The sequence below is a fragment of the Neobacillus kokaensis genome (assembly GCF_014656545.1).
Taxonomy (GTDB): Bacteria; Bacillota; Bacilli; order Bacillales; family Cytobacillaceae; genus Neobacillus; species Neobacillus kokaensis.
The window spans coordinates 1-23,647 of record NZ_BNDS01000032.1; the positions used below are offsets into that span (position 1 = coordinate 1).

Genomic DNA, 23,647 nt, shown 5'->3' on the forward strand with positions numbered 1-23,647 from the left:
AAGCTCATGATAGTTTTGTTTGTTTTTGATTTTATCGCCATTTTTTACGTTTGGTTCATTAAATTTTCATCTTCAAAAGAGCGAAAGGGAACTAACAAGCACTAAGGAAGCTCTGTTAACAACCTTAAATGAGCTGGAGTTTGAATACAAAATGGATAAAATTTCTCCTGCTGATTATAAACACTTAAAGAAGCAATATGAAGCAGAGGTTGCCAACATTATGAAAGAAGAAGAGCAGTTAACAATACCAAGTGTTGATTACGATTTAATGGCTGAAGTGGAAAGAGAAATTAATGAGCGAATGATAATCTCCAAAAATAAAAAGGGGGGACAAAAGTGACGAAGAAAATCGCCATACTCCTCCTTGGATTACTGCTGTCCACATCATACAAGGGGTTAGCAGCAGAAGATCAAAAGATTTTGATTGATATGCATTATCTTGTTATAAGCCCTGCTGAAGATGGATCGACCAATATGATGAACATGGTGAATTACACCAATAGTTCCAAAAAGGAATATACAGGAGACGGAAAAGGTGAGGCTGTTTTACAAGTAACTCTTCCGCTAGAGGCAAAGGATTTAAATTTCTTAGATAATAAAATTGCCTTTAAGCAAGTGGACAAGGGCTTTATTACAACAACGCCTATCCCCGCGAACCAAACAATGGTCCTTCCGTATAGCTATCGCATGCCTAAGGATAAGGAAATTAGGCTTTCGGTCGACTATCCAGTGAAGACGATGCAAATCCTTGTCCCGGAAGGAAGAGGAAGTATTGAAGTTAAGGGGATTCAATCGATAAATCAAGGTTTTTTCAAATTTGAAGATCAAAATTATTGGGGATACAGCATTGAGGGAATAAAGGCAAAACAAGCCTTTACGATTGTCTATAACAAAAATGTACAGCCTGCCGCCGATAGCGGGAAACAACTGCAGGCTGAGAACGTCATAGAAGGTAATAATGCTGTTACTCATACCGCGCCGGCTTTCCATAACCCAGGTCATTTAAGGATGTGGGCCCAGTCGCCATTACACCGGTTTAATCCGCATGTGTTTTTAATTATTATAGGTTCGGTCATTATAGCGGGCATTTCCTATTATGCCTATTTTAGGCGCAAAGCACGTTTAGAGGAAGAAAAACTTGGGGCAGATAAGGAAGAAAAAACCTTTAAATTATTGATGACAAAGCAAAAGACGATTATGGATAAAATCATTGAACTGGAAGAAACCTTTGGGAATGGGAAACTATCCGAAGCTGAATATCAAGCGAGGCTTGATGCCTATAAACAACATTTAATTCAGGTGAAATTAAGGATAAGAGATTTCATTGATTAGCATCGGTTGGGAGGGAAGTAAATGATTGAAATCAAGAAATTGACAAAGCAGGCTGATAACAAGCTGATTTTACGCGGTATTGACCTATCCATCCTTAAAGGAGAAACAGTAGCCATCTTGGGACCGAACGGAGCGGGAAAAAGTACGCTGCTAAAAGTGCTGGCTTCCTTAATTAAACCGACGGCAGGCTCCGTTAAAATTAATGGTTTAGAACTAAAGAAAAATCAGCTTGAAATCAAAAGAATGCTGGGATACCTGCCCCATTCCAGCCTGCTTTATGATCATTATTCACCACTGGAAAATCTCGTTTTCTTCGGAAATATATATGGGGCTACCGAGGTGGAACAACGGGCTGTAAGGCTGGTGAAAGAGGTAGGCCTATCCTTTTTTTTAAATGAACCAGTAAAGAACTTTTCCCGCGGAATGATTCAAAGAATCGCTATCGCAAGGGCAATTATCCATGAACCTGAAGTCCTTCTGTTGGATGAACCGCATACTGGTTTGGATCAAGGAGCCATATCAATTCTAAACAATGTGATTCTCTCAATGAAAGGAAAGAAGACAACAACCTTAATGGTTACTCATGATTTCAAGCAGGCAGCTGAAATTTGCGACCGGATTATCATTATGAAAAATGGCAGGATTGCTGATGACTTTTACATTGAAAATCAAAACATTGGGTTCGTATCTAAAAAATATCAGCTGCAGGTGGAGGGGGCGTCATGAATCTCCTTCGCACAGCCGTCCTGCTAGCAAAAAAAGATTTGTATTCTGAGTTAAAAACTAAACAAATCCTGGTAACCCAAATTATTTTTGCTGCTCTTGTCATTGTTGTATTCAGCTTTGCTTTTGACCCGGCTAATAACACGACCAAAGCTGTCATTCCCGGTGTTATCTGGGTGATTATTGTATTTGCAGGAATTTTAGGTCTAAACCGTTCGTTTATTTCAGAACAGCGAAATGATACGATGCAGGGTCTTTTGGCTGCACCAATGGAAGCTGCGAGTATCTATCTAGGGAAGTTTCTTGCTAACTTTATGATGATCCTGGTGGTTGAAATTATTTCGATTCCGTTTTTATTTTTATTATTTGATTTTAAATTTCTTGGAAGCCTGCCCTATTTTCTAATTGTAATCTTCCTTGGCAGCTTTGGGTTTGTTGCTATTGGTACGTTTTTAGCGGCACTGGCAGCCAATTCAAAAAGCAGTGAAATGCTGTTGCCGTTACTGCTTTTTCCGATAACAACCCCAATTTTAATAGGAGTTGTACAAGCTACGAGAATTATTCTGACGAACATGGAGAAGCTTGCTAGCGCCTTAGCGTGGATCCAATTAATTACAGCTTATGATGTAATCTTTTTTGTTGTTTGTTTCCTATTAATTGATTATGTTCTGGAGGTATAAGCGATGAGTATGAATCTCAAACGCGAAAAAACGGCGCTTCCCGTTATCCCAACGGAGAGTGCCGGCAGTGCTAATTTATCCAATTTATTGTTTGGCGCAACGGTTGTTTCGATGCTGGTTTCCCTTTATTTCATCTTTATCTATGCGGCGGAAGAAAAAACAATGTATGCAGCCCAGAAAATCTTTTATTTCCATGTAAGCTCCGCCTGGCTTGCATTCATGGCGTTTTTTGTAACCTTTTTGTTTAGTATTTTGTTTTTAATCAAACGAAAACGAATTTATGATACGTATGCTTATGTTTCCGCTGAGATTGGTGTTGTGTTTACGATAATTGTGTTAACGACAGGTCCCATCTGGGCAAGGTCGGCTTGGAATACTTGGTGGGTATGGGAACCGCGCTTAATAACGACGCTAATATTATTCTTTATCTACATTGCTTATATCATGATTCGGCAAATGGATGGGGTTTGGGATAAAAAGGCAAGGCTGGCGGCCGTATTTGGAATCATCGGGTTTGCTGACGTGCCAATTGTCTTCTTTGCAATTCGCTGGTGGCAGACAAAATTCCATCCAATCGTATTTGGTGAGGGTCCTTCGCAAAAAGGGGGCGGAATTGAGGATACGATGCTTGTGGCATTGCTGGTGACAATAACAGCCTTCACGATTCTTTATTCATACTTGCTCCGAAAGGGAGTGTCGTTTGAGAAAATGAGACTGTCGGTAGATCAGCATAAAGAAAAATTAAGAGCGAAAATGGGGGAATAAACAATGAATTACGAATATATGTTAGGTGCTTACTCTGTTGCATGGGTGGTCATTTTTGCTTACATGTTTATTTTAGGAAAAAGGCATGACAAACTCAAAAAGGAAATTGAATTTTTAAAGCAAATGGATCAATAGTTGAATGCGGCTACTTAAGATAGGAGGTTTGAACGTGAACCAAAGGGTTATCAAATCATTCGTGATGATTCTAATCATATCAATGTTCGGCTTTTTTGGTTATAGTTTGGTCACCAAGGGTGAGCATACTGATATTGGCGATCAAGCTTATAATTTTGAACTCCCAAATATCGAAGGAGGTACAACAAAGCTTTCTGAATATAAAGGGAAAGTGGTCATCTTGAATTATTTTGCTACCTGGTGTAAACCATGTAAGGACGAATTCCCGGAGCTAGCGGCTTTTCAAAAGGATTACGGTGACAAATATCCCCTTCTGATGATCAACCGTGGTGAAACTATCGATAAAGTTAATAAAGTGACAAAGAATAATCGAGAAGACATGAATTATTTATTTGATTACAATGCCAAGGTTTCAAAACGATTTAATGTAACCGGACAGCCTGAAACATTTGTGATTGATAAAAAAGGAGTTATTCGCGAGCACTATAATGGCGCAGTAACCGAAATGCAGCTATATAAATGGGTGAAGAAATATGATGATTGAACCAATTTGGTTCAATCTAGGAAAAGGGGCGGAGCGTCGCACCAGTCTAGTTGGTTTAATCTTAAGTAAGTTAAAGAAAATACCAAAATAGACTGGTGGGGTTTAGCTCTGCTCACACCACCCTTGGTGTATATTGGAATTCCGCCAATATAGAAGCTTTGACCTGAATTTGTCCAGGTTCAAATGGAGTAGAACTAATACCTTTAACAAGTGTTTCAGGATAGTTTGAAAGGGGGTGAACAGTTGTACCGCTTTCGATAATTAAACGCGGTGTCGGATTTAAGTGTACCTTCAGTGCTGCAGCCAATGTTTTTGCTTTTTCAATGCTATCAGTAAGGGCTAATGTTAGTGCCTGTTTATAGAAATGCTCTTTATTTTCAACAGAGAATTGAACGTTAGAGACATAATTTATTCCACTCTTGACGGCTTCATCGACCACTTTACCAACCCCTGCTAAATCGTCTATTTTCACTTTTAGTATATTTGTCACTTTATAACCCCTGAAAATTTGCTTTCCTTCAATATAGTCATAATCAGAATCTATTCGGTAATCAAATGTTTTAATCCGCTCATGGCCGATTCCTTGAGAAACAAGCGAGTTAATGACATTTGTGCTTTTTACGGAATTTTCCTTCTGGGCAGCAATTAATTCCTTGCTCTCTGTAATCACGCCTAAATTTACCGAAGCGGAATCGGGGCGTACATCCACTACTCCTTCTCCATTTACTTTCATCACATTCCACTTTAGACTAGGCAGTCCATTTTGACCTTGCAGCTGATAATTGTACAAAACCTTCTCCCCTTAACTAGACTTTTTTTCTATAGATTACGGCTGGTAAAAGTAAATGTTCCTCTGCTTATACGATTTTTTTGAATAGAGTCTAGTAAAAATAAATAAAAAATAGATTTAAACTTATATTTTGCCAGATTAGAAAGTCATAATGTGTCCATTGGGGCATACATTTTAATTAATGAGACAGGCTGGAAGAGGGGGAAAATGCAGTGGAAATGATTTTGAACTTTTTACCTAAGACGATTGCCGACCAAATCAATCAAATCCCTCCTTACGTAAAAGAAGAACTGGAAGAGATTCGTATCCGAATCAATCGGCCAATTGAACTGACAGCGAAGGGGGCGCCAAGATTCCTGTCATATATTATTCAGCCGGAAGATGCCTTTCATCTAATGAATAAAATCAGCCACTTCTCGATTTATACACTAGAAGAGGAACTTAAGCGAGGCTATATCACAGTTTCTGGAGGACATCGAATTGGACTAGCTGGCAAAGTGATTTTAGAATCCGGTAAAGTCAAGGCGATTCGGGATATTTCATCTTTTAATATTCGTATTGCCAGAGAGAAAATTGGGATTGCGCAGCCTATTATTCCTTATATTTTTCAAGGGAAATGGATGAATACGATGGTAATTGGCCCGCCGCAAACAGGAAAAACAACGTTACTACGCGATATTGCCAGAATCATATCGGACGGAAACGAGACAAACGGAATTCCCGCTAAAAAGGTTGGGATTGTCGATGAGCGAAGTGAGATTGCTGGTTGTATAAATGGAATACCGCAATTGACCTTCGGGGTCCGGGTAGATGTATTGGATGCCTGTCCAAAGGCAGAAGGTATGATGATGATGATTCGCTCGATGAGCCCCGATGTTTTGATTGTCGATGAGATTGGCCGTAAAGAAGATGCTGAAGCGATTCGAGAGGCTGTTCATGCAGGGATTAACTTGATGATGACAACTCATGGGTCAAGCGTCGAGGAAATCAGCAAGCGGCCATCATTAAAGGAAATTATCCAACAAAGAATTTTTGAGAGATATGTTGTCCTAAGCCGCAAAGCAGGTCCAGGTACAATTACTCATATATTAGATGGGACTGGACGAGAAATAAAGGATAAAGTGAGCGTGACATAGATGGTAAAGCTGATAGGTGCCGTATTTATAATTGTTGCTACCACTGTTATCGGCTTTGAAGCCTCAAGGCACTTAAGTGACCGGCCGCAGCAGCTTCGTTCTTTACGGTCAGCGCTGCAATCACTTGAAGCAGAGATTATGTATGGCCATACCCCATTGCATGAAGCCGCCAGAAGGCTTTCAGCTCAGCTATCAAAGCCGCTGTCAAATTTTTTCGATAGTTTTGCCAAGAAACTAACTGATACGGAAACAACTGTAAATGAAGCATGGGAAACTAGTTTACGAGAGGTTTGGAAATCAACTGCATTAAAAAAAGGCGAGTTTGAAATTATGAAGCAGTTTGGGGAAACTCTAGGCCGCCATGATCGCTTTTCCCAGCAGAAGCATATCATGTTGACTCTTTCCCACCTTGAAAGAGAAGAAGCAAATGCCATACAAGCGCAAATGAAATACGAAAAAATGGTAAAGAGCCTTGGATTCTTGTCAGGCTTGTTACTGATTATTTTATTATTTTAGGGGGAAAAGCAATGGGTTTAGAAGTAGATATTATTTTTAAAATTGCAGGGGTAGGAATCGTGGTCGCCTTTTTGCATACGGTTCTTGATCAAGTAGGGAAAAAAGAATACGCACAGTGGGTAACGCTGTTTGGGTTTATTTATATCTTGTTCCAGGTAGCTTCCATCGTGGATGACCTCTTCCAAAAAATAAAATCTGTATTTTTGTTTCAATAGAAAGGGGGGCTTTGCCATTGAAATTATAAAAATAGTTGGAGTAGCCCTCATCGCCACCTTTTTAGCCTTAATTATAAAAGAGCAAAAACCAAATTTCGCCTTCTTGCTGACTGTTTTTGTCGGCTGTGTGATTTTTCTCTTTTTAGTGGACAAGATCTTTGAAATTATTCATATGCTTGAGAGGCTGGCGGTAAATGCCAAAGTTAATCTTGTTTATATAGAAACAATTCTTAAAATTATTGGGATCGCCTATATTGCTGAGTTTGCTGTCCAGATTACGAAAGATGCCGGACAAGGAGCGATTGCTTCTAAAATCGAATTAGCAGGAAAGGTCATAATTCTTGCAATGGCAATTCCGATTTTAACTGTATTGATTGAAACCATTATCAAACTTATTCCGAGCTAATTACCGTCCTAAATGGGGTGTGAAAATTGAAGCAGCGTTTGCAGATGATTCCTATTATGATTCTTTTCTTCCTTTTTTTCTCAATACCTAGTGTCCATGCCACCCAAGGGTCTCAAGAAGAGGCGGAAGCACCTCCATCTGTTTCGCCTCAGGAACTCGTAGATACCCAGCTGGAGTCTCTAGATCTATCAGAATTAAAACAGTTTTGGGAGGATATTACCAATAAATACGGTGGATTCCTGCCGGAGAGTCAGAAAGGCAGCCTGTATGATTTCATTAAAGGAGAAAAGCACTTCTCTTTTAAAGAATGGGGGAAGGGGTTTTTAAAGTTTGCCTTTCATGAATTTGTTGCCAATGGAAAATTACTAGGCTCCCTGATTATGCTAGCCATTTTCAGTATGTTTTTGCAGTCGATGCAAAATGCATTTGAAAAAAGCAATATTAGTAAAGTTGCATATGCAATTATTTATATGGTCCTAGTGATCATTGCCTTGAATAGTTTCCATGTTGCCATAAGCTATACAAATGAGGCAATTGGAACAATGATCTCATTTGTTCTGGCACTGATTCCGCTTTTGCTTGCTTTGATAGCGGCTTCAGGAGGGATTGTCTCAGCTGCTTTTTTCCATCCGGTGATATTATTTTTAATGAATATGAGCGGAATGTTTATGCAATATGTCATTCTGCCGCTCCTGTTTTTAGCGACATTGCTTAGCATCGTCAGTACCATGTCAGATCAATATAAAGTAACTCAGCTGGCTGCACTTTTAAGAAACTGGAGTATCGGATTGATGGGACTTTTCTTGACCGTGTTCCTCGGCGTTATTTCCGTGCAGGGGGCTTCAGCAGCTGTTACAGATGGAGTTGCCATTAGAACAGCGAAGTTCATTACAGGAAACTTCATCCCGGTTATCGGCAGGATGTTTACGGATGCGACCGACACCGTAATCGGTGCCTCTGTCCTGTTGAAAAATTCAGTTGGGATTGCCGGTGTTGCCATCCTGATGATCATTGTAGCTTTTCCGGCTATAAAAATATTGCTTATTTCATTCATATATAAATTCGCCGCGGCAATCCTTCAGCCGCTGGGGGGCGGACCGATTATCACCTGCCTCGATATTATCAGCAAGAGTGTCATTTATGTATTCGCTGCGCTCGGGATCGTCTCATTCATGTTTTTTCTAAGTATTACGGTAATAGTAGCAGCTGGAAATCTGACAATGATGATGAGATAGGGGGCAACAAAATGGAATTTATCACAGAGTGGGTAACGAATATTATTCTATTTGTTTTGTTAGCCACTGTTATTGATATGCTGCTGCCCAATTCAAGTATGCAAAAATACACGAAAATGGTGATGGGGCTCTTGCTAATTGCTATTATTCTTACCCCAATTTTTAAAATCATCTCTAAGGATTTTGAAACAGCGATTACCTCCATCCCGTTTAACCAGGGCCCGAAGGAAAAAAATATGAAAAATTTAATAGATTTGAAGAAAAAAGAAATACAAGCCTCACAACATGCATATATTTTAGAAGAATTGGCTGTCCAACTGAAAAAGGACGTTAAGGAGGAGTTGATGGAACAATACGGATTGGAGATAGCAAAAATTGATGTAGAAATGAACTTAGAAAACGACCAAGCAAATGTAAAAAACCTCCAAAAGGTAATGGTTCTTCTGACGCAGCCGGAAACGGGCGGGAAGACAGTCGTCGAAGCAGTTAAACCGATTGTCATTAACACAGAAACACCTCTTCCATCTCAAAAGTCAACAGAGGAAGCAAAAGAAATTGCCGCATTTTTATCGCAAAAATGGAATGTAACAGAAAAAACAGTTGAAGTTTCGATTGAAGGGGGGGTTCATAACAAGAATGGATAAAAATAAAGGTCCATTTTCATGGCTCAAAAAACGCCTCAAATTGGATGAATCAAATGATAAGAAACCTGGAAAATCTCAATATATGCTATTGGTGCTTCTGATTGGAGCAGCATTCATGATAGTTGGCAATATGATTTTTAAACCAGATACGAGTCTTTCTGAGGTTCCAGCTGCAGCCAATCTAAAAACTGAAAGTAAAGATGTTCCAGTTTTTGGTCAAAAAAAGGCAGCAGGAAATAAATCAATCGCCGAATATGAGGAAAAGTATGAAATGCAGCTTAAAAAGGCACTCGAAGAAATGTTGGGAGTTAATGATGTAACAGTGGTAGTCAATATTGATTCAACAGATCGCAAGGTTTTGGAAAAGAACACTAACACCAAAACCCAAACGACGGAAGAGGGAGATCGAGAAGGCGGACAGCGTAAGGTTCAAGAGGTATCAACAGATGAACAGCTTGTCATTATCCGTAATGGAGAAAAAGAAGTGCCGATTGTAGTTGAAACAAAAAAACCTAATGTTCGCGGTGTACTTGTTGTGGCAAAAGGTGCTGAAAATATTGAAGTGAAGAAATGGATCAAAGAAGCTGTGACTAGGGTTTTGGACGTTCCAAGCTACCGGGTCTCAGTTATGCCTAAAAAATAAAAGGGGTGTATGTTAAATGTTATTAAAGAAACAAACAGTGTGGTTATTAACAATGTTGAGTCTTGTAGTGGTGTTGTCGGTGTACTATATTACTTCTCCAGAGCAGCAAAAGAGCGACCTTACCTCAGTTGAAGAAACAGCTAAAGACAAAGCTGATAAAAAGGAAGCAAAGTCAAACACGAAAGCTAACGATGAAAAAGCTGTTATCTCCACGATTTCCGGTGACGCTGAATTTGCTGAATTAAGGATGAAGCTGGATGATATGCGCAGCGAAAAGGAGCAGGAACTAACGTTAGAAATGGCCGCAACTAACCTGCCTGCAGATGAGAGAAGTAAAATAAAAGATCAAATGGATCAATTAAGAGCAACAGCTCATAAGGAAGAAATTCTTGAAACAATGATTAAAACGATGGGATATGAAGACGCCCTTGTTCGTGCAGACGGAGAGCAAGTAAAAGTGACTGTTAAATCTAAGAAAAAACCTTCTGCTCAAGAAGCAGATAAAATTATTCTTGAAGTTAAGAAAGAAATTGGCGAATCTAATTTTGTAGCCGTCACCTTCCAGCCTTCTAAATAAGATACAAGAAAGGAAAGCACTTTACTGAGGCTTTCCTTTTTTTTTAGGTTTTTATGATCCCATTTCACATTTTTGGTAAAAAATATTAAGATAGAAATAGAACAACATTATGACATACACAGTAATATTAGATTATTGAACTTTTATTTGGTATTATCGTATAGTATTATTAGCTAGTCATAATTTAAGTCGTTCAAAGGGGTGTAACCTAATATGTTAAAAGTACAAGAAATTCGTGAATTGATTAAATTAGTCGATCAATCAAGTATTGATGAATTTGTTTATGAAAATGAAGGTTCAAAAATCAAAATGAAGAAAACAGGCAGTGTAACTGTTTCAACCGTTCAGCCGGCAGTTCATGCGGCTCCTGAAGCTGTTCAACAAGTTCCTGTTCCAGCTGCTCCTGCGGCGCCGGTTCAGGTAGTGAAACAAGATGCTCCTCAAGCAGAGCCAGCAAGTTCAGCACATACAGAAAATTTACATAAAATTACGTCACCGATGGTTGGTACTTTCTATGCTTCACCAAGCCCGGATGCGGATGCTTATGTAACCACAGGCTCTAAAGTATCAAAGGATTCTATCGTTTGTATTGTTGAAGCAATGAAGTTATTTAACGAAATTGAAGCAGAAGTAAACGGTGAAATTGTCGAAGTCCTTGTAAAAGATGGACAATTAGTAGAATACGGACAGCCTTTATTTTTAGTAAAGCCTGAATAAGGAGCGGTAAACAGGATGATCAAAAAACTGTTAATTGCAAACAGGGGAGAAATTGCCGTCAGGATTATTCGTGCCTGCCGTGAAATGGGTGTTGAGTCCGTTGCTGTTTATTCTGAAGCAGACAGGGAAGCTCTTCATGTCCAGCTGGCGGATGAAGCCTACTGTATTGGACCTACAGCATCTAAAGATAGCTATTTAAATGTAACGAATATTATTAGTGTCGCAAAACTTACAGGGTGCGATGCAATCCATCCAGGATATGGTTTCTTGGCGGAAAATGCCGCTTTTGCCGAGCTTTGCCGCGAATGTAATATTACCTTTGTAGGACCAAGTCCTGAAGCCATTACGAAAATGGGAACAAAGGATATTGCTAGAGAAACGATGCGTGAAGCGGGAGTTCCAATTGTCCCTGGCTCTCAAGGAATTATTAACGATATTAGTGAAGCAATTGAGCTTGCTGAAAAAATTCATTATCCAGTTATTATTAAAGCAACAGCAGGCGGTGGCGGCAAAGGAATCCGTGTTGCTAAAAATGAGCAGGAGTTAATTAAGGGAATTAATATTACTCAACAGGAAGCGCTAACTGCTTTTGGCAATCCTGGCGTTTATATTGAGAAATATATTGAAGATTTCCGTCATGTTGAAATCCAAGTCATTGCCGATAACTATGGCAATGCGATCCATTTAGGTGAAAGGGATTGCTCGATTCAGCGCAGACTGCAAAAGCTTTTAGAGGAAACGCCTTCTCCTGCTCTTGACGGAGAAATTCGTGAAGAAATGGGAAACGCTGCAGTAAAAGCAGCAAAAGCAGTTGATTATTCAGGTGCTGGAACGGTAGAATTTATATATGACTACCGTAATCGTAAATTTTATTTCATGGAAATGAACACAAGGATTCAGGTAGAACATCCAGTAACGGAAATGGTAACTGGTGTTGACCTTATTAAGGAACAGATTCATGTTGCAAACGGTGAAAAGTTATCGTTAACCCAACAGGATGTTACTTTTAATGGCTGGGCAATAGAATGCCGTATTAATGCTGAAAATCCGGAGAAGAATTTCATGCCGTCCGCTGGTAAAATTAAAATGTATTTACCGCCTGGCGGACTGGGTGTGCGAGTGGATTCAGCTGCTTATCCGGGATATACCATTCCGCCTTATTACGATTCCATGATTGCCAAAGTGATTACCTATGGCGCCAGCCGTAATGAGGCAATTGCCAGAATGAAACGGGCACTAAGCGAGTTTGTTGTTGAAGGTATTCATACAACCATTCCATTCCATTTAAGACTGCTTGATCATGAGGAGTTTGTCGAAGGTAACTTTAATACCAAATTCCTGGAATTACACGATGTTATGAAGTCAGTTTAAAAAACTGGAGGTGTTTTGAATGAGCGAATTTAGTATTTTAGAAATGGAGCAAGGAAACAACAGTCATGGGAAAATCGAGATTGCCCCTGAAGTGATTGAGGTTATTGCTGGAATCGCTGCTTCCGAAGTCGAAGGGGTTTCAGGAATGCGCGGCAATTTTGCAACAGGTGTTGTGGAACGTTTAGGCAAGAAGAATCATGGCAAAGGTGTAAAGGTAGAACTAACGGAATCTGGTATCATCATTGATGTGTATTGTTTGATGAAGTTTGGCGTTTCAATTCCAACTGTTGCCGGAAAGATTCAAGAAAATATTCGTCAGGCTCTGATCAATATGACCGCTTTAGACCCGGAAGAAGTTAACATCCACATTGTTGGAGTACACTTTGATGCTCCGAAACAAGAACCGGTTATTGAGGAAGAAATTTAAAGTTTGTATGCCAAAGGACTTTGTCCTTTGGTTTTTCTTTTTACGAAATGCCAATTTAGGGTGCAGAGTAAAAATAGTTATGCTATCATCGTTTTGTGTTAAATACTATAATAAGATGAAAAATTGACAAATGTTAGTTACTATTTTTAAAGGAGAACACGATATAATGAAAAGAAGAACAGCGAGAGAAAAGGCATTACAGGCTCTTTTTCAAATTGATGTAAGTGATAGTAACCCATCTTTAGCTATTGAGCATGTATTAGATGGCGAGGCGGGTGACGAATATTTATCAAATCTCGTTTTAGGTGTAGTCGAGCATAAAGCGGAAATGGACCTTTTAATAATCGAAAATCTGGAAAAATGGTCTATTGACCGGCTTGCCACTGTAGATCGCAATTTGTTAAGATTGGCTGTTTATGAATTAAAGTATATGCAGAATGAAGTGCCGGAGAATGTCATTTTAGACGAAGCGATTGAAATAGCAAAAATTTATGGTGATGACCAATCGAGCAAGTTTATTAATGCTGTTCTTTCAAAGGTAAAACAAAAGTTATAGCAAATCATTCATTTGGATCTTTTAGGGGAGGAACAAAGATTATGACCGCTGAAATTATTAATGGTAAAGAAATTGCTGCAAAAAAAAGAGAAGAAATTGCCAAGGAAGTAGAGAAACTAAAAGAAAACGGTGTTACACCGGGTCTAGCTGTTATTCTTGTTGGAAATAATCATGCTTCACGTACATATGTGACAAATAAACAAAAATCTTGTCAGGAGCTTGGCATGCACTCTATTCTAATAGAAATGCCGGAAGAGGTTTCCGAAGAAGAACTGCTCGGAAAAATCGACGAATTAAATCAAGATCCTGAAATTCACGGGATTTTAGTCCAGCTTCCGATTCCAAAGCATATTGATGAGAAAAAAGTAATTGAATCTATTTCTCCTTTAAAGGATGTCGATGGCTTTCACCCGGTTAATATAGGCAGAATGATGACAGGACAGAATACGTTTCTTCCATGTACACCGTATGGAATTATGGTGCTTCTAGAAGAAACAGGGATATCGGTTGCAGGGAAGCATGTAGTAGTTGTTGGTAGAAGCAATATTGTCGGCAAGCCAGTAGGACAACTAATGCTTAATCAGCATGCCACTGTTACTTATTGCCACTCCAAAACAAAAGATCTAAAGTCCTATACGAAACAGGCTGATATTGTAGTGGCTGCTGTTGGGATTGCAAACTTTATTAAAGCAGATCATATTAAAGAGGGTGCTGTGGTCATTGATGTTGGAATTAACCGTAATGAAGCAGGAAAACTTTGCGGTGATGTAGATTTTGAAGAAGTAAGCCAGGTAGCAGGATATATTACTCCAGTACCTAAGGGAGTAGGACCAATGACCATCACGATGCTGATGTACAATACCGTAAAATCAGCAGCAGAAAGCAGTAATCGCTAAAATTCAATTATGTCCTTATCTTTTATTTTTTAGTTACCTTTTTATTGTCTAGCTCCAGCGCCTAGCCCCTCTGAGGTCATAAGCCAAAGCTCGTCTTATGATTGTCGGGGCTGACCAAGGCACTTACGCTTTTCTAATTGTTTTAGCGGACAAAAACAAGGGCTAAATATATAATAGATAGGGACAGTTTTTTTAAGAAGGAGTTATTATGCAGGAGCAGCGATATTTATCTGTAAATGCTTTAACCAAGTACATAAAACGAAAATTTGATGCCGATCCCCATTTGCGTGATCTTCATGTACGGGGGGAAATTTCAAACTTTAAACAGCATTCGAGCGGCCATATGTATTTTACTTTAAAGGATGAAAAGGCCCGCATCCTTGCTGTCATGTTTGCAGGCAATACCCGCACGATGAAATTTACTCCTGAGAATGGCATGAAGGTAATTGTAAAAGGTGATATAACAGTCTACGAACCAAGCGGCCAGTATCAGATCTATATTAAAGAAATGCAGCCTGATGGTATTGGTGAATTATTTCTGGCATATGAGCAGTTAAAACAAAAACTTGAAGCAGAAGGTATGTTTGCAAAGGAAAAGAAAAAGCCGCTGCCGTCATTTCCGAAAACAGTGGGCGTAATTACATCTCCTACAGGGGCAGCGATTAGGGATGTGATTTCCACCATTAAACGGCGGTATCCAATTGTTAATATCCTTGTTTTCCCTGTCCTAGTCCAGGGTGATCAAGCGGCTCCATCAATTGCAAAGGCAATTGAGAAAGCGAACAGCCAGATGGATATAGATATCTTAATTGTTGGACGGGGCGGAGGATCGATAGAAGAGTTGTGGGCATTTAATGAAGAGCTCGTTGCCCGGGCGATTTATGCTTCTGCCATTCCTATAATATCTGCCGTAGGTCATGAAACAGATTTCACGATTGCCGATTTTGTTGCTGATTTAAGGGCACCTACACCTACCGGGGCGGCGGAATTAGCGGTTCCACACGTAGATGAATTAATGGACCGTGTCCTGCAGCGGCAAACAAGGCTCATCCGTATAATGCAGGAAACATTTCGGTTTGAAAAAGAACGCTTATATCGGGTTCAAAAATCCTATGCTTTTCGCTACCCGCACAGATTGTATGAACAAAAGCTGGAGCAGGTTGATAAATTGACAGAACAGTTAGTCCGTGGAGCATCCCGATTAACACTGCTAAAACAAAATCAGCAGACGATTCTTTGCAAGCGTCTCGAGCGGAATAATCCTAAAGAATTGATAAGGGAAGCGAGATTACATACTGAACGGAGCCAAAAAGACTTGAACCGTTCAATGAGGCAGATCTTATCCAAAAAACAAACGGATTTTGAACGGATGCTATCTACTATGCAAGCATTAAGTCCATTAAAAATTATGGAACGGGGTTATAGCTTGGCTTACACGGAGGGGAATCAATTAGTAAAAAGTGTAAACCAAGTAAAGGAAGAAGACCGGGTACAGATTCAGCTGACAGATGGCAGCTTGATTTGTAAAGTGGAAAATATAAAGGAGAACAAAAAAGCATGACGACTGAAAAAAACATTTCTTTTGAAGAAGCAATGTCGAAGCTGGAGAAAATAGTTGAAAAGCTTGAAGAGGGCGATGTGCCTTTAGAGGAGGCAATTATTTTTTATAAAGAGGGTATGGAATTATCCAAACTCTGCCATGATAAGTTGAAAAGCGTAGAAGGGCAATTAGCGCAAATCATTACAGAGGATGGACGTACGGAGAGTTTTTCTATTAATGAGGAGGAATAGAGTTGGTACTTCATGATTTAGACACATTTTCTAAAAAATATAAACAACTGCTGGATCGTGAGCTTAAACATTTAGTTGAAGAACTTAACGCACCATCTATTATTAAAGAATCGATGATCTATTCTCTTGAAGCAGGGGGCAAGCGAATTCGTCCTTTGTTGTTATTTGCTACTCTTGACGCATTTGGGGCAGCCCCAGAAAATGGTCTGGCTGCAGCTGCGGCAGTGGAAATGATTCATACTTATTCCTTAATCCATGATGACTTGCCTAGCATGGATAATGATGATCTTCGCAGGGGAAAACCAACGAATCATAAAGTTTTTGGCGATGCCATTGCAACACTTGCTGGGGATGCACTTTTAACCTATAGCTTTGAAGTAATAAATAAAATTCCAAATGATGCTGCTGCGCCATCGGTCAAATTAAATGTAATCATAGAGATGGCTAAAGCTGCAGGGGCGGAAGGAATGGTTGGCGGTCAGGTGGCTGATATGGAAGGTGAGGAGAAAACATTAACCCTTGAGGAGCTTGAATATATTCATATTCATAAAACAGGAAAGCTGTTAAGGTTTAGTGTTTTAGCCGGGGCGATACTAGCGGGAGCAAGTCAAAGCCAAATCGATAACTTGTCTCAATTTGCCCACCACCTTGGACTTGCATTTCAAATTCAGGACGACATTCTAGATTTGACTGGAAATCAACAAATGTTGGGCAAGCCTGTTGGCAGTGATACCGCTAATCATAAAAGCACATACCCGCAATTGTTATCATTGGATGGGGCCCAAGCAGCTTTACAAAAGCATATTGTACAAGCCAAAGGATATTTAGCAGAAACAGGGTTAAATACAAATCTTCTTCTAGAAATTACGGACTTAGTGGCAACTAGAAATCACTAAACAACGGGAATTTGAGACAATGAAATAACTGTGTTATAATTGTTTTCAATGTTGATACGTTGTAAAGGCCGTTACACAATTGTGTTAGCGGCTATTTTTTAGAAAACTAACGGCAAGATAAAGTATGAAAGTGAGTGGTCCATCAATGGATCTATTATCAATAAAAGACCCATCCTTTTTAAAAGGAATGTCAAACAAAGAGCTAGAAGGCTTAAGTCAGGAGATACGTCAATTCTTGATTGAGAAGCTATCGGTCACCGGCGGTCATATAGGTCCCAATTTAGGGGTAGTCGAATTAACGATTGCTTTGCATAAATGTTTTGATAGTCCTGCGGATAAGATTATTTGGGATGTTGGTCATCAATCTTATGTACATAAGATTCTAACGGGCAGAGCATCTGAATTTGATACATTAAGGCAATATAAAGGTTTATGCGGCTTTCCCAAAATGATTGAAAGTGAGCATGATGTATGGGAAACGGGTCACAGCTCGACATCCCTTTCTGCAGCAATGGGAATGGCGATTGCCCGGGACCTAAAAAAAGAAAAGAATTATGTCATCCCTGTGATTGGTGACGGAGCACTTACCGGGGGAATGGCTTTAGAGGCTTTAAATCATATTGGTCATGAAAAGAAAGATATGATTGTCATCTTAAATGATAATGAAATGTCAATTGCACCGAACGTTGGGGCATTACACAATATTCTTGGGCAATTGCGGACGGCAGGAAAATACCAATGGGTTAAAGATGAGCTTGAGGTATTGTTGAAAAAGGTTCCAGCTGTAGGCGGAAAACTGGCTGCTACCGCAGAAAGGATTAAGGACAGTCTTAAATATTTATTTGTTTCCGGCATGTTTTTTGAAGAATTGGGCTTTACTTATCTTGGACCGATAGATGGTCATAACTTTGAAGCCTTGTTTGAGAATTTTAGCTACGCTAAAAAGACGGAAGGCCCAATTTTACTACATGTCATTACGAAAAAAGGGAAGGGTTTTCGCCCTGCTGAAGCAGATAAAACAGGAACCTGGCATGGTACCGGACCTTACAAAATGGACACAGGCGATTTTGTCAAACCATCCAAAAAGCAGCCGCCAGCTTGGAGCAGTCTTGTAAGTGAAACAGTTAGAAAGGTAGCGCGTAAGGATAACCGGATTGTGGCCATTACTCCTGCAATGCCTGTAGGTTCTAAACTTGAAGGGTTTGCCAGTGAATTCCCTGAACGGATGTATGATGTGGGAATCGCAGAGCAGCACGCAGCTACTGTAGCAGCTGGTCTGGCCACCCAAAATATGAAACCATTTTTAGCCATTTACTCAACGTTCTTACAAAGGGCGTACGATCAGGTTGTTCATGATATTTGCCGGCAAAATCTAAATGTCTTTATTGGGATTGACCGTGCCGGACTTGTTGGGGCAGATGGAGAGACCCACCAAGGAGTTTTTGATATAGCCTTTCTAAGACATGTTCCCAATATTGTCTTAATGATGCCAAAGGATGAGAATGAAGGGCAGCATATGGTCTATACCGCCTTAAAACATGATAATGGCCCGATTGCCATGAGATTCCCTCGCGGCAATGGTTTAGGAGTACCGCTTGATCAAGAATTAAAAACGATACCAATTGGTACTTGGGAAGTTGTTAAAGAGGGGTATGATGCTGCTATTTTAACCTTTGGAACAACAATTCCAATGGCGCTAGAAGCAGCAATGAGGCTTGAAAAGCAAGGGATTTCTGTTAAAGTAATTAACGCAAGGTTTATTAAGCCATTAGACGGAAATATGCTCAAGACTTTATTTAATGACAATATTCCAATCCTTACAATAGAGGAAGCTGTGCTGCAAGGAGGATTCGGCAGTGCTGTGCTGGAGTATGCACAGTCGCACGGATATTACCATACGTATATTGACCGAATGGGGATACCAGATGAATTCATTGAGCATGGAGATGTATCCTGTCTTTTAGAGGAAATTGGTTTGACTACGGATGAGGTTGTCAAAAGGATTTCAATTATGGCAAGGAAAAAACAACAAAGGGCTTGAATCATGAAAAATAAAGAACGTATAGATGTTTTACTTGTCGAAAGAGGGCTATGTGAAACCCGGGAGAAAGCGAAACGTGCGATCATGGCGGGGCTTGTTTACGCTAATGAAGAACGCCTTGATAAGCCAGGTGAAAAAGTAAAAATCGATACTCCGCTTGTTGTCAAAGGCAATATTTTGCCATATGTCAGCCGCGGGGGATTGAAACTGGAAAAGGCTTTAAAAGTGTTTGATGTGTCTGTCGCCGATAAAGTGCTATTAGATATTGGTGCTTCAACAGGAGGGTTCACCGACTGTGCCCTCCAAAACGGCGCCAAAAGCTCTTACGCCCTTGATGTAGGCTATAATCAGCTTGCCTGGAAGCTGCGGCAGGATAAACGGGTTATTGTGATGGAACGAACTAATTTCCGCTATGTAACCCCGGCTGATTTAGCAGGAGAAATGCCAAGCTTTGCAACAATCGATGTTTCCTTTATATCCTTAACTTTAATTCTGCCTGTTTTAAAAACACTTCTTGTCTCAGAAAGTGATATCATCGCATTGGTAAAGCCCCAATTTGAGGCTGGGCGCGAGCAGGTTGGGAAAAAAGGGATTGTCCGTGATGAGAAGGTCCATCTTCAGGTTATCCAAAAGATTATTGATTTTTCAATTGAACAAGGGTATGTAGTCAAGGATTTGTCCTATTCACCAATCACCGGAGGGGATGGAAATATTGAATTTCTCCTTCATCTAAAATGGGAGGGTGAAAAAGAGCATGGGATTAATCAGCTGTCTATAACACCTAAGGAAGTTGTTGATGAGGCACATAAGGAATTTCATACGAAACAAATTGAAGGATAGGCAGATCTTGCTTATCCTTTTATGTATTTTAGTGTATAATTATAAAGAATAAATGTTCAATTTTGGTAGGATGAGCTTTTAGGTTAAAGCTGTACTACCCGAGGTAAAATCATTGAGGTGACAAAATGAATAAAGGTCAACGTCATATTAAAATTAGGGAAATCATCGCAAGTAATGATATTGAAACGCAGGACGAATTAGTCGATGCACTAAAAGAAGCAGGCTATAATATTACCCAAGCGACTATCTCCCGTGATATAAAAGAATTACATCTTGTAAAGGTTCCATTAAGTGATGGTCGATATAAATACAGTTTACCGGCCGATCAAAGATTTAATCCCTTGCAAAAATTAAAACGCGCACTAATTGATGCCTTTATCCGGATTGACTCGGCAGGCCATTTATTAGTCATGAAGTGTTTGCCTGGAAATGCTATGGCGATAGGTGCACTGATTGACCATTTGGATTGGGATGAAATATTAGGAACAATTTGTGGTGATGACACGATTCTCATTATTTGCCGAACACCTGAAGATATTGAAATCATTACAAATCGATTCCTGGAGATGCTTTAAATAGGGGGAATAGTTCATGCTTGCTGAACTATCAATAAAAAATTTTGCCATAATTGAAAATCTGTCGATATCCTTTGAAAAGGGTCTTTCGGTTTTAACAGGAGAAACGGGGGCAGGAAAGTCAATCATCATTGATGCCATTCATTTATTAACAGGTGGCAGAGGTTCAGCAGAGTTTGTTCGTCATGGTGAGGATAAGGCAGAAATAGAAGGCTTATTTCAAATAGAGGCTGCCAATCATCCTGTATATGGTAAGGCAATGGAATTTGGAATTGAAATAGAAGAGGGAATGATTGTTTTACGACGTGATATTTCCCGTTCAGGGAAAAGTGTCTGTCGTATTAACGGGAAATTAGTTACCATATCTACGCTCCGGGAATTCGGTGCGGCTCTTGTTGATATTCATGGTCAGCATGAGCATCAAGAACTGATGGATGAAACGAGACATGTACTATTACTTGATCAATTCGGAGCAGTAGAAATTGCTGCATCACTTCAGGAATATCAGCGAGTCTTTCACCGCTTTGAACAAACGCAAAATAGACTAAAGGCTCTGAGTGAAAATGACCAACAAATGGCCCACAGATTAGATTTAATATTATTTCAATTTGATGAAATTCAAAAAGCGAATTTAAAGCTCCATGAAGATGATGAGTTATATGAAGAGAAAAAGAAACTTTCAAATTTTGAAAAAATATATGAATCGATACAATTAAGTTTTACGGCACTAAAAGGTGAACAAAGAGGACTTGATTGGATTGGTATGGTAATGGGGCACCTTGAGGATGCGGCAGCAATTGACGAAGCTTATAAGGACCTTTCTGAAGCTGTCACAAACAGCTTTTATCAGTTAGAGGATGCTGCAAGGACACTTAGAAATGAGTTAGACATTTTGGAATTCGACCCCCAAAGATTAAATGAAATTGAAGACCGTTTAAATGAAATTAATCAGTTAAAACGGAAATATGGGAAAACAATAGAGGAAATATTAGAATATGCTGCCAAAATAGAAGAGGAAATCGAGACTATTCAAAATAAAGAAACACATATTAGTGAATTGGAAAAGGAATTAGCATCTATTAAAAAAGATTTAATCCTTGAAGCTAATCAGTTGACAAAACTTCGTCATAAATGGGCTGTTGAGTTGACGGGATTAATACATAAAGAATTAAAAGAATTGTACATGGAAAAGACGGTTTTTGAAATAAAATTTGAAACAGATGAAGATCATTTTTCAAAAAATGGGGCTGACCATGTGGAATTTTATCTTTCTACAAACCCCGGAGAACCTCTAAAACCATTATCAAGGGTGGCTTCTGGGGGAGAACTGTCTCGAATAATGCTGGCATTAAAAAGTATTTTTTCCAAGCATCAGGGTGTTACTTCGATTATTTTTGATGAGGTTGATACAGGCGTAAGCGGCAGGGTTGCTCAGGCAATTGCCGAAAAAATTTACAAAGTTGCTGTTGATTCCCAAGTTTTATGTATTTCACATCTGCCTCAAGTTGCTGCAATGGCAGACACTCACTTGTTTATCTCAAAAACGGTTAAAGACGGACGTACATCAACTGCAGTTAACGCACTATCTGACCAAGATAAAATAAAGGAAATTGGCCGAATGATTTCCGGAGTAGAGATTACTGACTTAACAAAACAGCATGCCGAGGAATTATTACAATTAGCGCTAAAAACAAAAAAGAGTGAAACTCACTAAATTCTGGGCAAAAACTAGATAATTTTATAAAAAAATGAAAAGCTATCCATCTTGGGTAGCTTTTTTATATAGGAGGAAGTTATAAATGACTGTCAAGGAGGCAAAATTATAGATGTAGCCATTTTTATTGTAACAAATAGAAGCGAGGAGAGTGAAAAGTTTGAAGATAGAGATGATTAGAAAGATAATTGGTGGAATTCTCCTTGTTTCATTAATCAGCATTATTTTTTTTCAACCTATGCGTCAATATGTAAGTATCCCAAAGAATGTTACAATGTTTGAAGGTCAAGACTTTCAAATAAATAAGGCTGCTCCGGTTACAGCCGCCCTAAAATCTCATGCGAATATATCGCTTCAACAGGAAGATAATACTATTTCAATACAGGGAAGGGCGCCAGGCAACAATGAAATGCTATTAGAGTACGCTGGTATTCCCATTAAGAAGGTCGATGTAAAAGTATTAAAAGATTTCCGGGTAATTCCCGGTGGACAATCCATTGGAGTAAAATTAAATACAGTTGGCGTCCTAGTGGTTGGTCACCACTTGGTGAATACAACAAATGGAAAAAAGTCCCCAGGGGAAATGGCAGGAATTAAAGTTGGAGATATTATTACAGAAATCAACGGAAATAAAATTGAAAAAATGACAGATGTCGCCCCTTATGTTCAGGCTGCTGGTCAAAATAAAGAAGCATTAAATATGGTAATAAGCCGCGAAAAAGGAAAATTTACAACAAAGCTAACCCCATTAAAAGACAAGGGTGAAAATTCCTATAAGCTAGGGTTATACATTAGGGATTCAGCAGCAGGAATTGGTACAATGACCTTTATTCACCCTCAATCGAAAAAATATGGTGCTTTAGGGCATGTAATTTCAGATATGGATACAAAGCAGCCGATAGTAGTGGAGGACGGGCAAATTGTTCGTTCGACGGTTACTTCTATTGAAAAAGGAAGCAGTGGAGACCCGGGAGAAAAACTAGCCCGCTTTTCAAATGATCGAGAAATTGTCGGGAATATTAATAAAAATAGCCCGTTTGGCATATTTGGCGAATTAAACAAGAACCTATCTAATGGTATTTTAGATAAGCCGCTGCCGATTGCCTTATCACATCAGGTAAAAGAAGGACCAGCTAAAATTTTGACAGTAGTGAATAACGACAAGGTCGAAGAATTTAACGTAGAAATTGTCAGTACAATTCCGCAAAAGTTTCCTGCTACAAAAGGCATGGTGATTAAAATAACTGACCCGAAGCTTTTAGAAAAAACAGGGGGGATCGTTCAAGGGATGAGCGGAAGTCCGATTATCCAAAATGGTAAGTTAATTGGAGCCGTTACCCATGTATTTGTAAATGATCCAACCTCCGGGTATGGAGTGCACATCGAATGGATGCTAAACGAAGCAGGAATTAACATATATGAAACGCCAAAAAGTAAGGCGAGCTAATATCAAATCAATAACAAAAAAGCAAAATAGGACTT

The 23,647-nt window shown here is 39.4% G+C and carries 29 protein-coding genes; 28 read left to right on the forward strand and 1 reads right to left on the reverse strand.

Annotation, left to right across the window (positions count from 1 at the left end):
• Window positions 1–151 precede the first annotated feature (151 nt).
• Genes IE222_RS22695 through IE222_RS22725 form a run of 7 tightly spaced genes read left to right on the forward strand, consistent with a single transcriptional unit; the run spans window position 152 to window position 4,179 of the window.
• On the forward strand, window positions 152–340 hold the full coding sequence (locus IE222_RS22695) for a hypothetical protein (RefSeq protein WP_191276666.1): 189 nt from the start codon (window positions 152–154) through the stop codon (window positions 338–340).
• Window positions 337–1,332 (forward strand): hypothetical protein, encoded by a 996-nt coding sequence (locus tag IE222_RS22700; protein ID WP_191276667.1) that lies wholly within the window; start codon window positions 337–339, stop codon window positions 1,330–1,332. The genes IE222_RS22695 and IE222_RS22700 overlap by 4 nt, the downstream gene beginning before the upstream one ends.
• A 21-nt stretch (window positions 1,333–1,353) precedes the next feature.
• Window positions 1,354–2,058, forward strand: coding sequence for an ABC transporter ATP-binding protein (locus IE222_RS22705; protein WP_191276668.1), 705 nt, complete (start codon window positions 1,354–1,356; stop codon window positions 2,056–2,058).
• Window positions 2,055–2,735 (forward strand): heme exporter protein CcmB, encoded by a 681-nt coding sequence (locus IE222_RS22710; RefSeq protein ID WP_191276669.1) that lies wholly within the window; start codon window positions 2,055–2,057, stop codon window positions 2,733–2,735. The genes IE222_RS22705 and IE222_RS22710 overlap by 4 nt, the downstream gene beginning before the upstream one ends.
• A 3-nt stretch (window positions 2,736–2,738) precedes the next feature.
• A complete protein-coding gene (locus IE222_RS22715; RefSeq protein ID WP_191276670.1) occupies window positions 2,739–3,500 on the forward strand; it encodes a cytochrome c biogenesis protein in 762 nt (253 codons plus the stop codon).
• 3 nt (window positions 3,501–3,503) lie between these two features.
• Window positions 3,504–3,635 carry a CcmD family protein gene (locus IE222_RS22720; RefSeq protein ID WP_191276671.1) on the forward strand — a complete coding sequence of 44 codons (132 nt, stop codon included), beginning with the start codon at window positions 3,504–3,506 and terminating at the stop codon, window positions 3,633–3,635.
• Window positions 3,636–3,669: 34 nt separating this feature from the next.
• Window positions 3,670–4,179: a TlpA family protein disulfide reductase gene (locus IE222_RS22725; protein ID WP_191276672.1), complete on the forward strand. Its 510-nt coding sequence runs from the start codon at window positions 3,670–3,672 to the stop codon at window positions 4,177–4,179.
• A 112-nt stretch (window positions 4,180–4,291) separates the two neighbouring features.
• Here IE222_RS22725 and IE222_RS22730 read toward each other — a convergent pair whose 3' ends face one another.
• Complete coding sequence (locus tag IE222_RS22730) at window positions 4,292–4,969, reverse strand: SIMPL domain-containing protein (protein ID WP_191276673.1); 678 nt, start codon at window positions 4,967–4,969, stop codon at window positions 4,292–4,294.
• Window positions 4,970–5,181: 212 nt separating this feature from the next.
• Here IE222_RS22730 and spoIIIAA point away from each other — a divergent pair, with 212 nt between their 5' ends.
• From spoIIIAA to spoIVB, 21 genes are all read left to right on the forward strand, one after another.
• Window positions 5,182–6,105, forward strand: a complete 924-nt coding sequence (spoIIIAA, locus tag IE222_RS22735) for a stage III sporulation protein AA (protein WP_191276674.1) — start codon at window positions 5,182–5,184, stop codon at window positions 6,103–6,105.
• Window positions 6,106–6,621, forward strand: coding sequence for a stage III sporulation protein SpoIIIAB (gene spoIIIAB, locus IE222_RS22740; protein WP_191276675.1), 516 nt, complete (start codon window positions 6,106–6,108; stop codon window positions 6,619–6,621).
• Between the two features lie 11 nt (window positions 6,622–6,632).
• On the forward strand, window positions 6,633–6,836 hold the full coding sequence (gene spoIIIAC / locus IE222_RS22745; RefSeq protein WP_007084610.1) for a stage III sporulation protein AC: 204 nt from the start codon (window positions 6,633–6,635) through the stop codon (window positions 6,834–6,836).
• Between the two features lie 25 nt (window positions 6,837–6,861).
• Window positions 6,862–7,242, forward strand: a complete 381-nt coding sequence (spoIIIAD, locus tag IE222_RS22750) for a stage III sporulation protein AD (RefSeq protein ID WP_191276716.1) — start codon at window positions 6,862–6,864, stop codon at window positions 7,240–7,242.
• Window positions 7,243–7,268: 26 nt separating this feature from the next.
• Window positions 7,269–8,477, forward strand: a complete 1,209-nt coding sequence (gene spoIIIAE, locus IE222_RS22755) for a stage III sporulation protein AE (RefSeq protein ID WP_223282859.1) — start codon at window positions 7,269–7,271, stop codon at window positions 8,475–8,477.
• 11 nt (window positions 8,478–8,488) lie between these two features.
• A complete protein-coding gene (gene spoIIIAF / locus IE222_RS22760) occupies window positions 8,489–9,121 on the forward strand; it encodes a stage III sporulation protein AF (RefSeq protein WP_191276676.1) in 633 nt (210 codons plus the stop codon).
• A complete protein-coding gene (gene spoIIIAG / locus IE222_RS22765; protein ID WP_191276677.1) occupies window positions 9,114–9,764 on the forward strand; it encodes a stage III sporulation protein AG in 651 nt (216 codons plus the stop codon). The genes spoIIIAF and spoIIIAG overlap by 8 nt, the downstream gene beginning before the upstream one ends.
• Window positions 9,765–9,780: 16 nt before the next feature.
• Window positions 9,781–10,341 carry a SpoIIIAH-like family protein gene (locus IE222_RS22770; protein ID WP_191276678.1) on the forward strand — a complete coding sequence of 187 codons (561 nt, stop codon included), beginning with the start codon at window positions 9,781–9,783 and terminating at the stop codon, window positions 10,339–10,341.
• A 213-nt stretch (window positions 10,342–10,554) separates the two neighbouring features.
• Complete coding sequence (gene accB, locus IE222_RS22775) at window positions 10,555–11,058, forward strand: acetyl-CoA carboxylase biotin carboxyl carrier protein (RefSeq protein ID WP_191276679.1); 504 nt, start codon at window positions 10,555–10,557, stop codon at window positions 11,056–11,058.
• Window positions 11,059–11,073: 15 nt separating this feature from the next.
• Window positions 11,074–12,429: an acetyl-CoA carboxylase biotin carboxylase subunit gene (gene accC / locus IE222_RS22780; RefSeq protein ID WP_191276680.1), complete on the forward strand. Its 1,356-nt coding sequence runs from the start codon at window positions 11,074–11,076 to the stop codon at window positions 12,427–12,429.
• Window positions 12,430–12,448: 19 nt separating this feature from the next.
• The gene (locus IE222_RS22785) at window positions 12,449–12,856 is read left to right on the forward strand and encodes an Asp23/Gls24 family envelope stress response protein (RefSeq protein WP_191276681.1); all 408 of its coding nucleotides are present in this window, start codon (window positions 12,449–12,451) and stop codon (window positions 12,854–12,856) included.
• A gap of 166 nt (window positions 12,857–13,022) precedes the next feature.
• Window positions 13,023–13,412 carry a transcription antitermination factor NusB gene (nusB, locus tag IE222_RS22790; protein WP_191276682.1) on the forward strand — a complete coding sequence of 130 codons (390 nt, stop codon included), beginning with the start codon at window positions 13,023–13,025 and terminating at the stop codon, window positions 13,410–13,412.
• Window positions 13,413–13,453: 41 nt separating this feature from the next.
• On the forward strand, window positions 13,454–14,308 hold the full coding sequence (gene folD, locus IE222_RS22795; RefSeq protein ID WP_191276683.1) for a bifunctional methylenetetrahydrofolate dehydrogenase/methenyltetrahydrofolate cyclohydrolase FolD: 855 nt from the start codon (window positions 13,454–13,456) through the stop codon (window positions 14,306–14,308).
• Between the two features lie 208 nt (window positions 14,309–14,516).
• A complete protein-coding gene (xseA, locus tag IE222_RS22800) occupies window positions 14,517–15,869 on the forward strand; it encodes an exodeoxyribonuclease VII large subunit (RefSeq protein ID WP_191276684.1) in 1,353 nt (450 codons plus the stop codon).
• A complete protein-coding gene (locus IE222_RS22805; RefSeq protein ID WP_191276685.1) occupies window positions 15,866–16,099 on the forward strand; it encodes an exodeoxyribonuclease VII small subunit in 234 nt (77 codons plus the stop codon). Before xseA ends, IE222_RS22805 begins: the two co-directional genes overlap by 4 nt.
• 2 nt (window positions 16,100–16,101) lie before the next feature.
• Window positions 16,102–16,995 carry a polyprenyl synthetase family protein gene (locus tag IE222_RS22810; RefSeq protein WP_191276686.1) on the forward strand — a complete coding sequence of 298 codons (894 nt, stop codon included), beginning with the start codon at window positions 16,102–16,104 and terminating at the stop codon, window positions 16,993–16,995.
• Between the two features lie 145 nt (window positions 16,996–17,140).
• Entirely contained in the window at window positions 17,141–19,036 is a 1,896-nt protein-coding gene (gene dxs, locus IE222_RS22815; RefSeq protein ID WP_191276718.1) for a 1-deoxy-D-xylulose-5-phosphate synthase, read from the forward strand.
• 3 nt (window positions 19,037–19,039) lie between these two features.
• Window positions 19,040–19,876: a TlyA family RNA methyltransferase gene (locus IE222_RS22820; RefSeq protein ID WP_191276687.1), complete on the forward strand. Its 837-nt coding sequence runs from the start codon at window positions 19,040–19,042 to the stop codon at window positions 19,874–19,876.
• Window positions 19,877–20,001: 125 nt separating this feature from the next.
• Window positions 20,002–20,451, forward strand: coding sequence for a transcriptional regulator AhrC/ArgR (gene ahrC, locus IE222_RS22825; RefSeq protein ID WP_191276688.1), 450 nt, complete (start codon window positions 20,002–20,004; stop codon window positions 20,449–20,451).
• Between the two features lie 16 nt (window positions 20,452–20,467).
• Complete coding sequence (gene recN, locus IE222_RS22830; RefSeq protein ID WP_191276689.1) at window positions 20,468–22,165, forward strand: DNA repair protein RecN; 1,698 nt, start codon at window positions 20,468–20,470, stop codon at window positions 22,163–22,165.
• A 160-nt stretch (window positions 22,166–22,325) separates the two neighbouring features.
• Entirely contained in the window at window positions 22,326–23,612 is a 1,287-nt protein-coding gene (gene spoIVB / locus IE222_RS22835) for a SpoIVB peptidase (RefSeq protein WP_191276690.1), read from the forward strand.
• Window positions 23,613–23,647 lie beyond the last annotated feature (35 nt).

Excerpts from the sequence above, each read along its gene's own strand:
- IE222_RS22695 (WP_191276666.1), top strand. The coding sequence starts at position 152 with ATGGATAAAATTTCTCCTGCTGATTATAAACACTTAAAGAAGCAATAT.
- IE222_RS22705 (WP_191276668.1), top strand. The coding sequence starts at position 1,354 with ATGATTGAAATCAAGAAATTGACAAAGCAGGCTGATAACAAGCTGATT.
- IE222_RS22710 (WP_191276669.1), top strand. The coding sequence starts at position 2,055 with ATGAATCTCCTTCGCACAGCCGTCCTGCTAGCAAAAAAAGATTTGTAT.
- IE222_RS22715 (WP_191276670.1), top strand. The coding sequence starts at position 2,739 with ATGAGTATGAATCTCAAACGCGAAAAAACGGCGCTTCCCGTTATCCCA.
- IE222_RS22720 (WP_191276671.1), top strand. The coding sequence starts at position 3,504 with ATGAATTACGAATATATGTTAGGTGCTTACTCTGTTGCATGGGTGGTC.
- spoIIIAB (WP_191276675.1), top strand. The coding sequence starts at position 6,106 with ATGGTAAAGCTGATAGGTGCCGTATTTATAATTGTTGCTACCACTGTT.
- spoIIIAC (WP_007084610.1), top strand. The coding sequence starts at position 6,633 with ATGGGTTTAGAAGTAGATATTATTTTTAAAATTGCAGGGGTAGGAATC.
- spoIIIAF (WP_191276676.1), top strand. The coding sequence starts at position 8,489 with ATGGAATTTATCACAGAGTGGGTAACGAATATTATTCTATTTGTTTTG.
- spoIIIAG (WP_191276677.1), top strand. The coding sequence starts at position 9,114 with ATGGATAAAAATAAAGGTCCATTTTCATGGCTCAAAAAACGCCTCAAA.
- IE222_RS22770 (WP_191276678.1), top strand. The coding sequence starts at position 9,781 with ATGTTATTAAAGAAACAAACAGTGTGGTTATTAACAATGTTGAGTCTT.
- accB (WP_191276679.1), top strand. The coding sequence starts at position 10,555 with ATGTTAAAAGTACAAGAAATTCGTGAATTGATTAAATTAGTCGATCAA.
- accC (WP_191276680.1), top strand. The coding sequence starts at position 11,074 with ATGATCAAAAAACTGTTAATTGCAAACAGGGGAGAAATTGCCGTCAGG.
- IE222_RS22785 (WP_191276681.1), top strand. The coding sequence starts at position 12,449 with ATGAGCGAATTTAGTATTTTAGAAATGGAGCAAGGAAACAACAGTCAT.
- nusB (WP_191276682.1), top strand. The coding sequence starts at position 13,023 with ATGAAAAGAAGAACAGCGAGAGAAAAGGCATTACAGGCTCTTTTTCAA.
- folD (WP_191276683.1), top strand. The coding sequence starts at position 13,454 with ATGACCGCTGAAATTATTAATGGTAAAGAAATTGCTGCAAAAAAAAGA.
- xseA (WP_191276684.1), top strand. The coding sequence starts at position 14,517 with ATGCAGGAGCAGCGATATTTATCTGTAAATGCTTTAACCAAGTACATA.
- IE222_RS22805 (WP_191276685.1), top strand. The coding sequence starts at position 15,866 with ATGACGACTGAAAAAAACATTTCTTTTGAAGAAGCAATGTCGAAGCTG.
- dxs (WP_191276718.1), top strand. The coding sequence starts at position 17,141 with ATGGATCTATTATCAATAAAAGACCCATCCTTTTTAAAAGGAATGTCA.
- IE222_RS22820 (WP_191276687.1), top strand. The coding sequence starts at position 19,040 with ATGAAAAATAAAGAACGTATAGATGTTTTACTTGTCGAAAGAGGGCTA.
- ahrC (WP_191276688.1), top strand. The coding sequence starts at position 20,002 with ATGAATAAAGGTCAACGTCATATTAAAATTAGGGAAATCATCGCAAGT.
- recN (WP_191276689.1), top strand. The coding sequence starts at position 20,468 with ATGCTTGCTGAACTATCAATAAAAAATTTTGCCATAATTGAAAATCTG.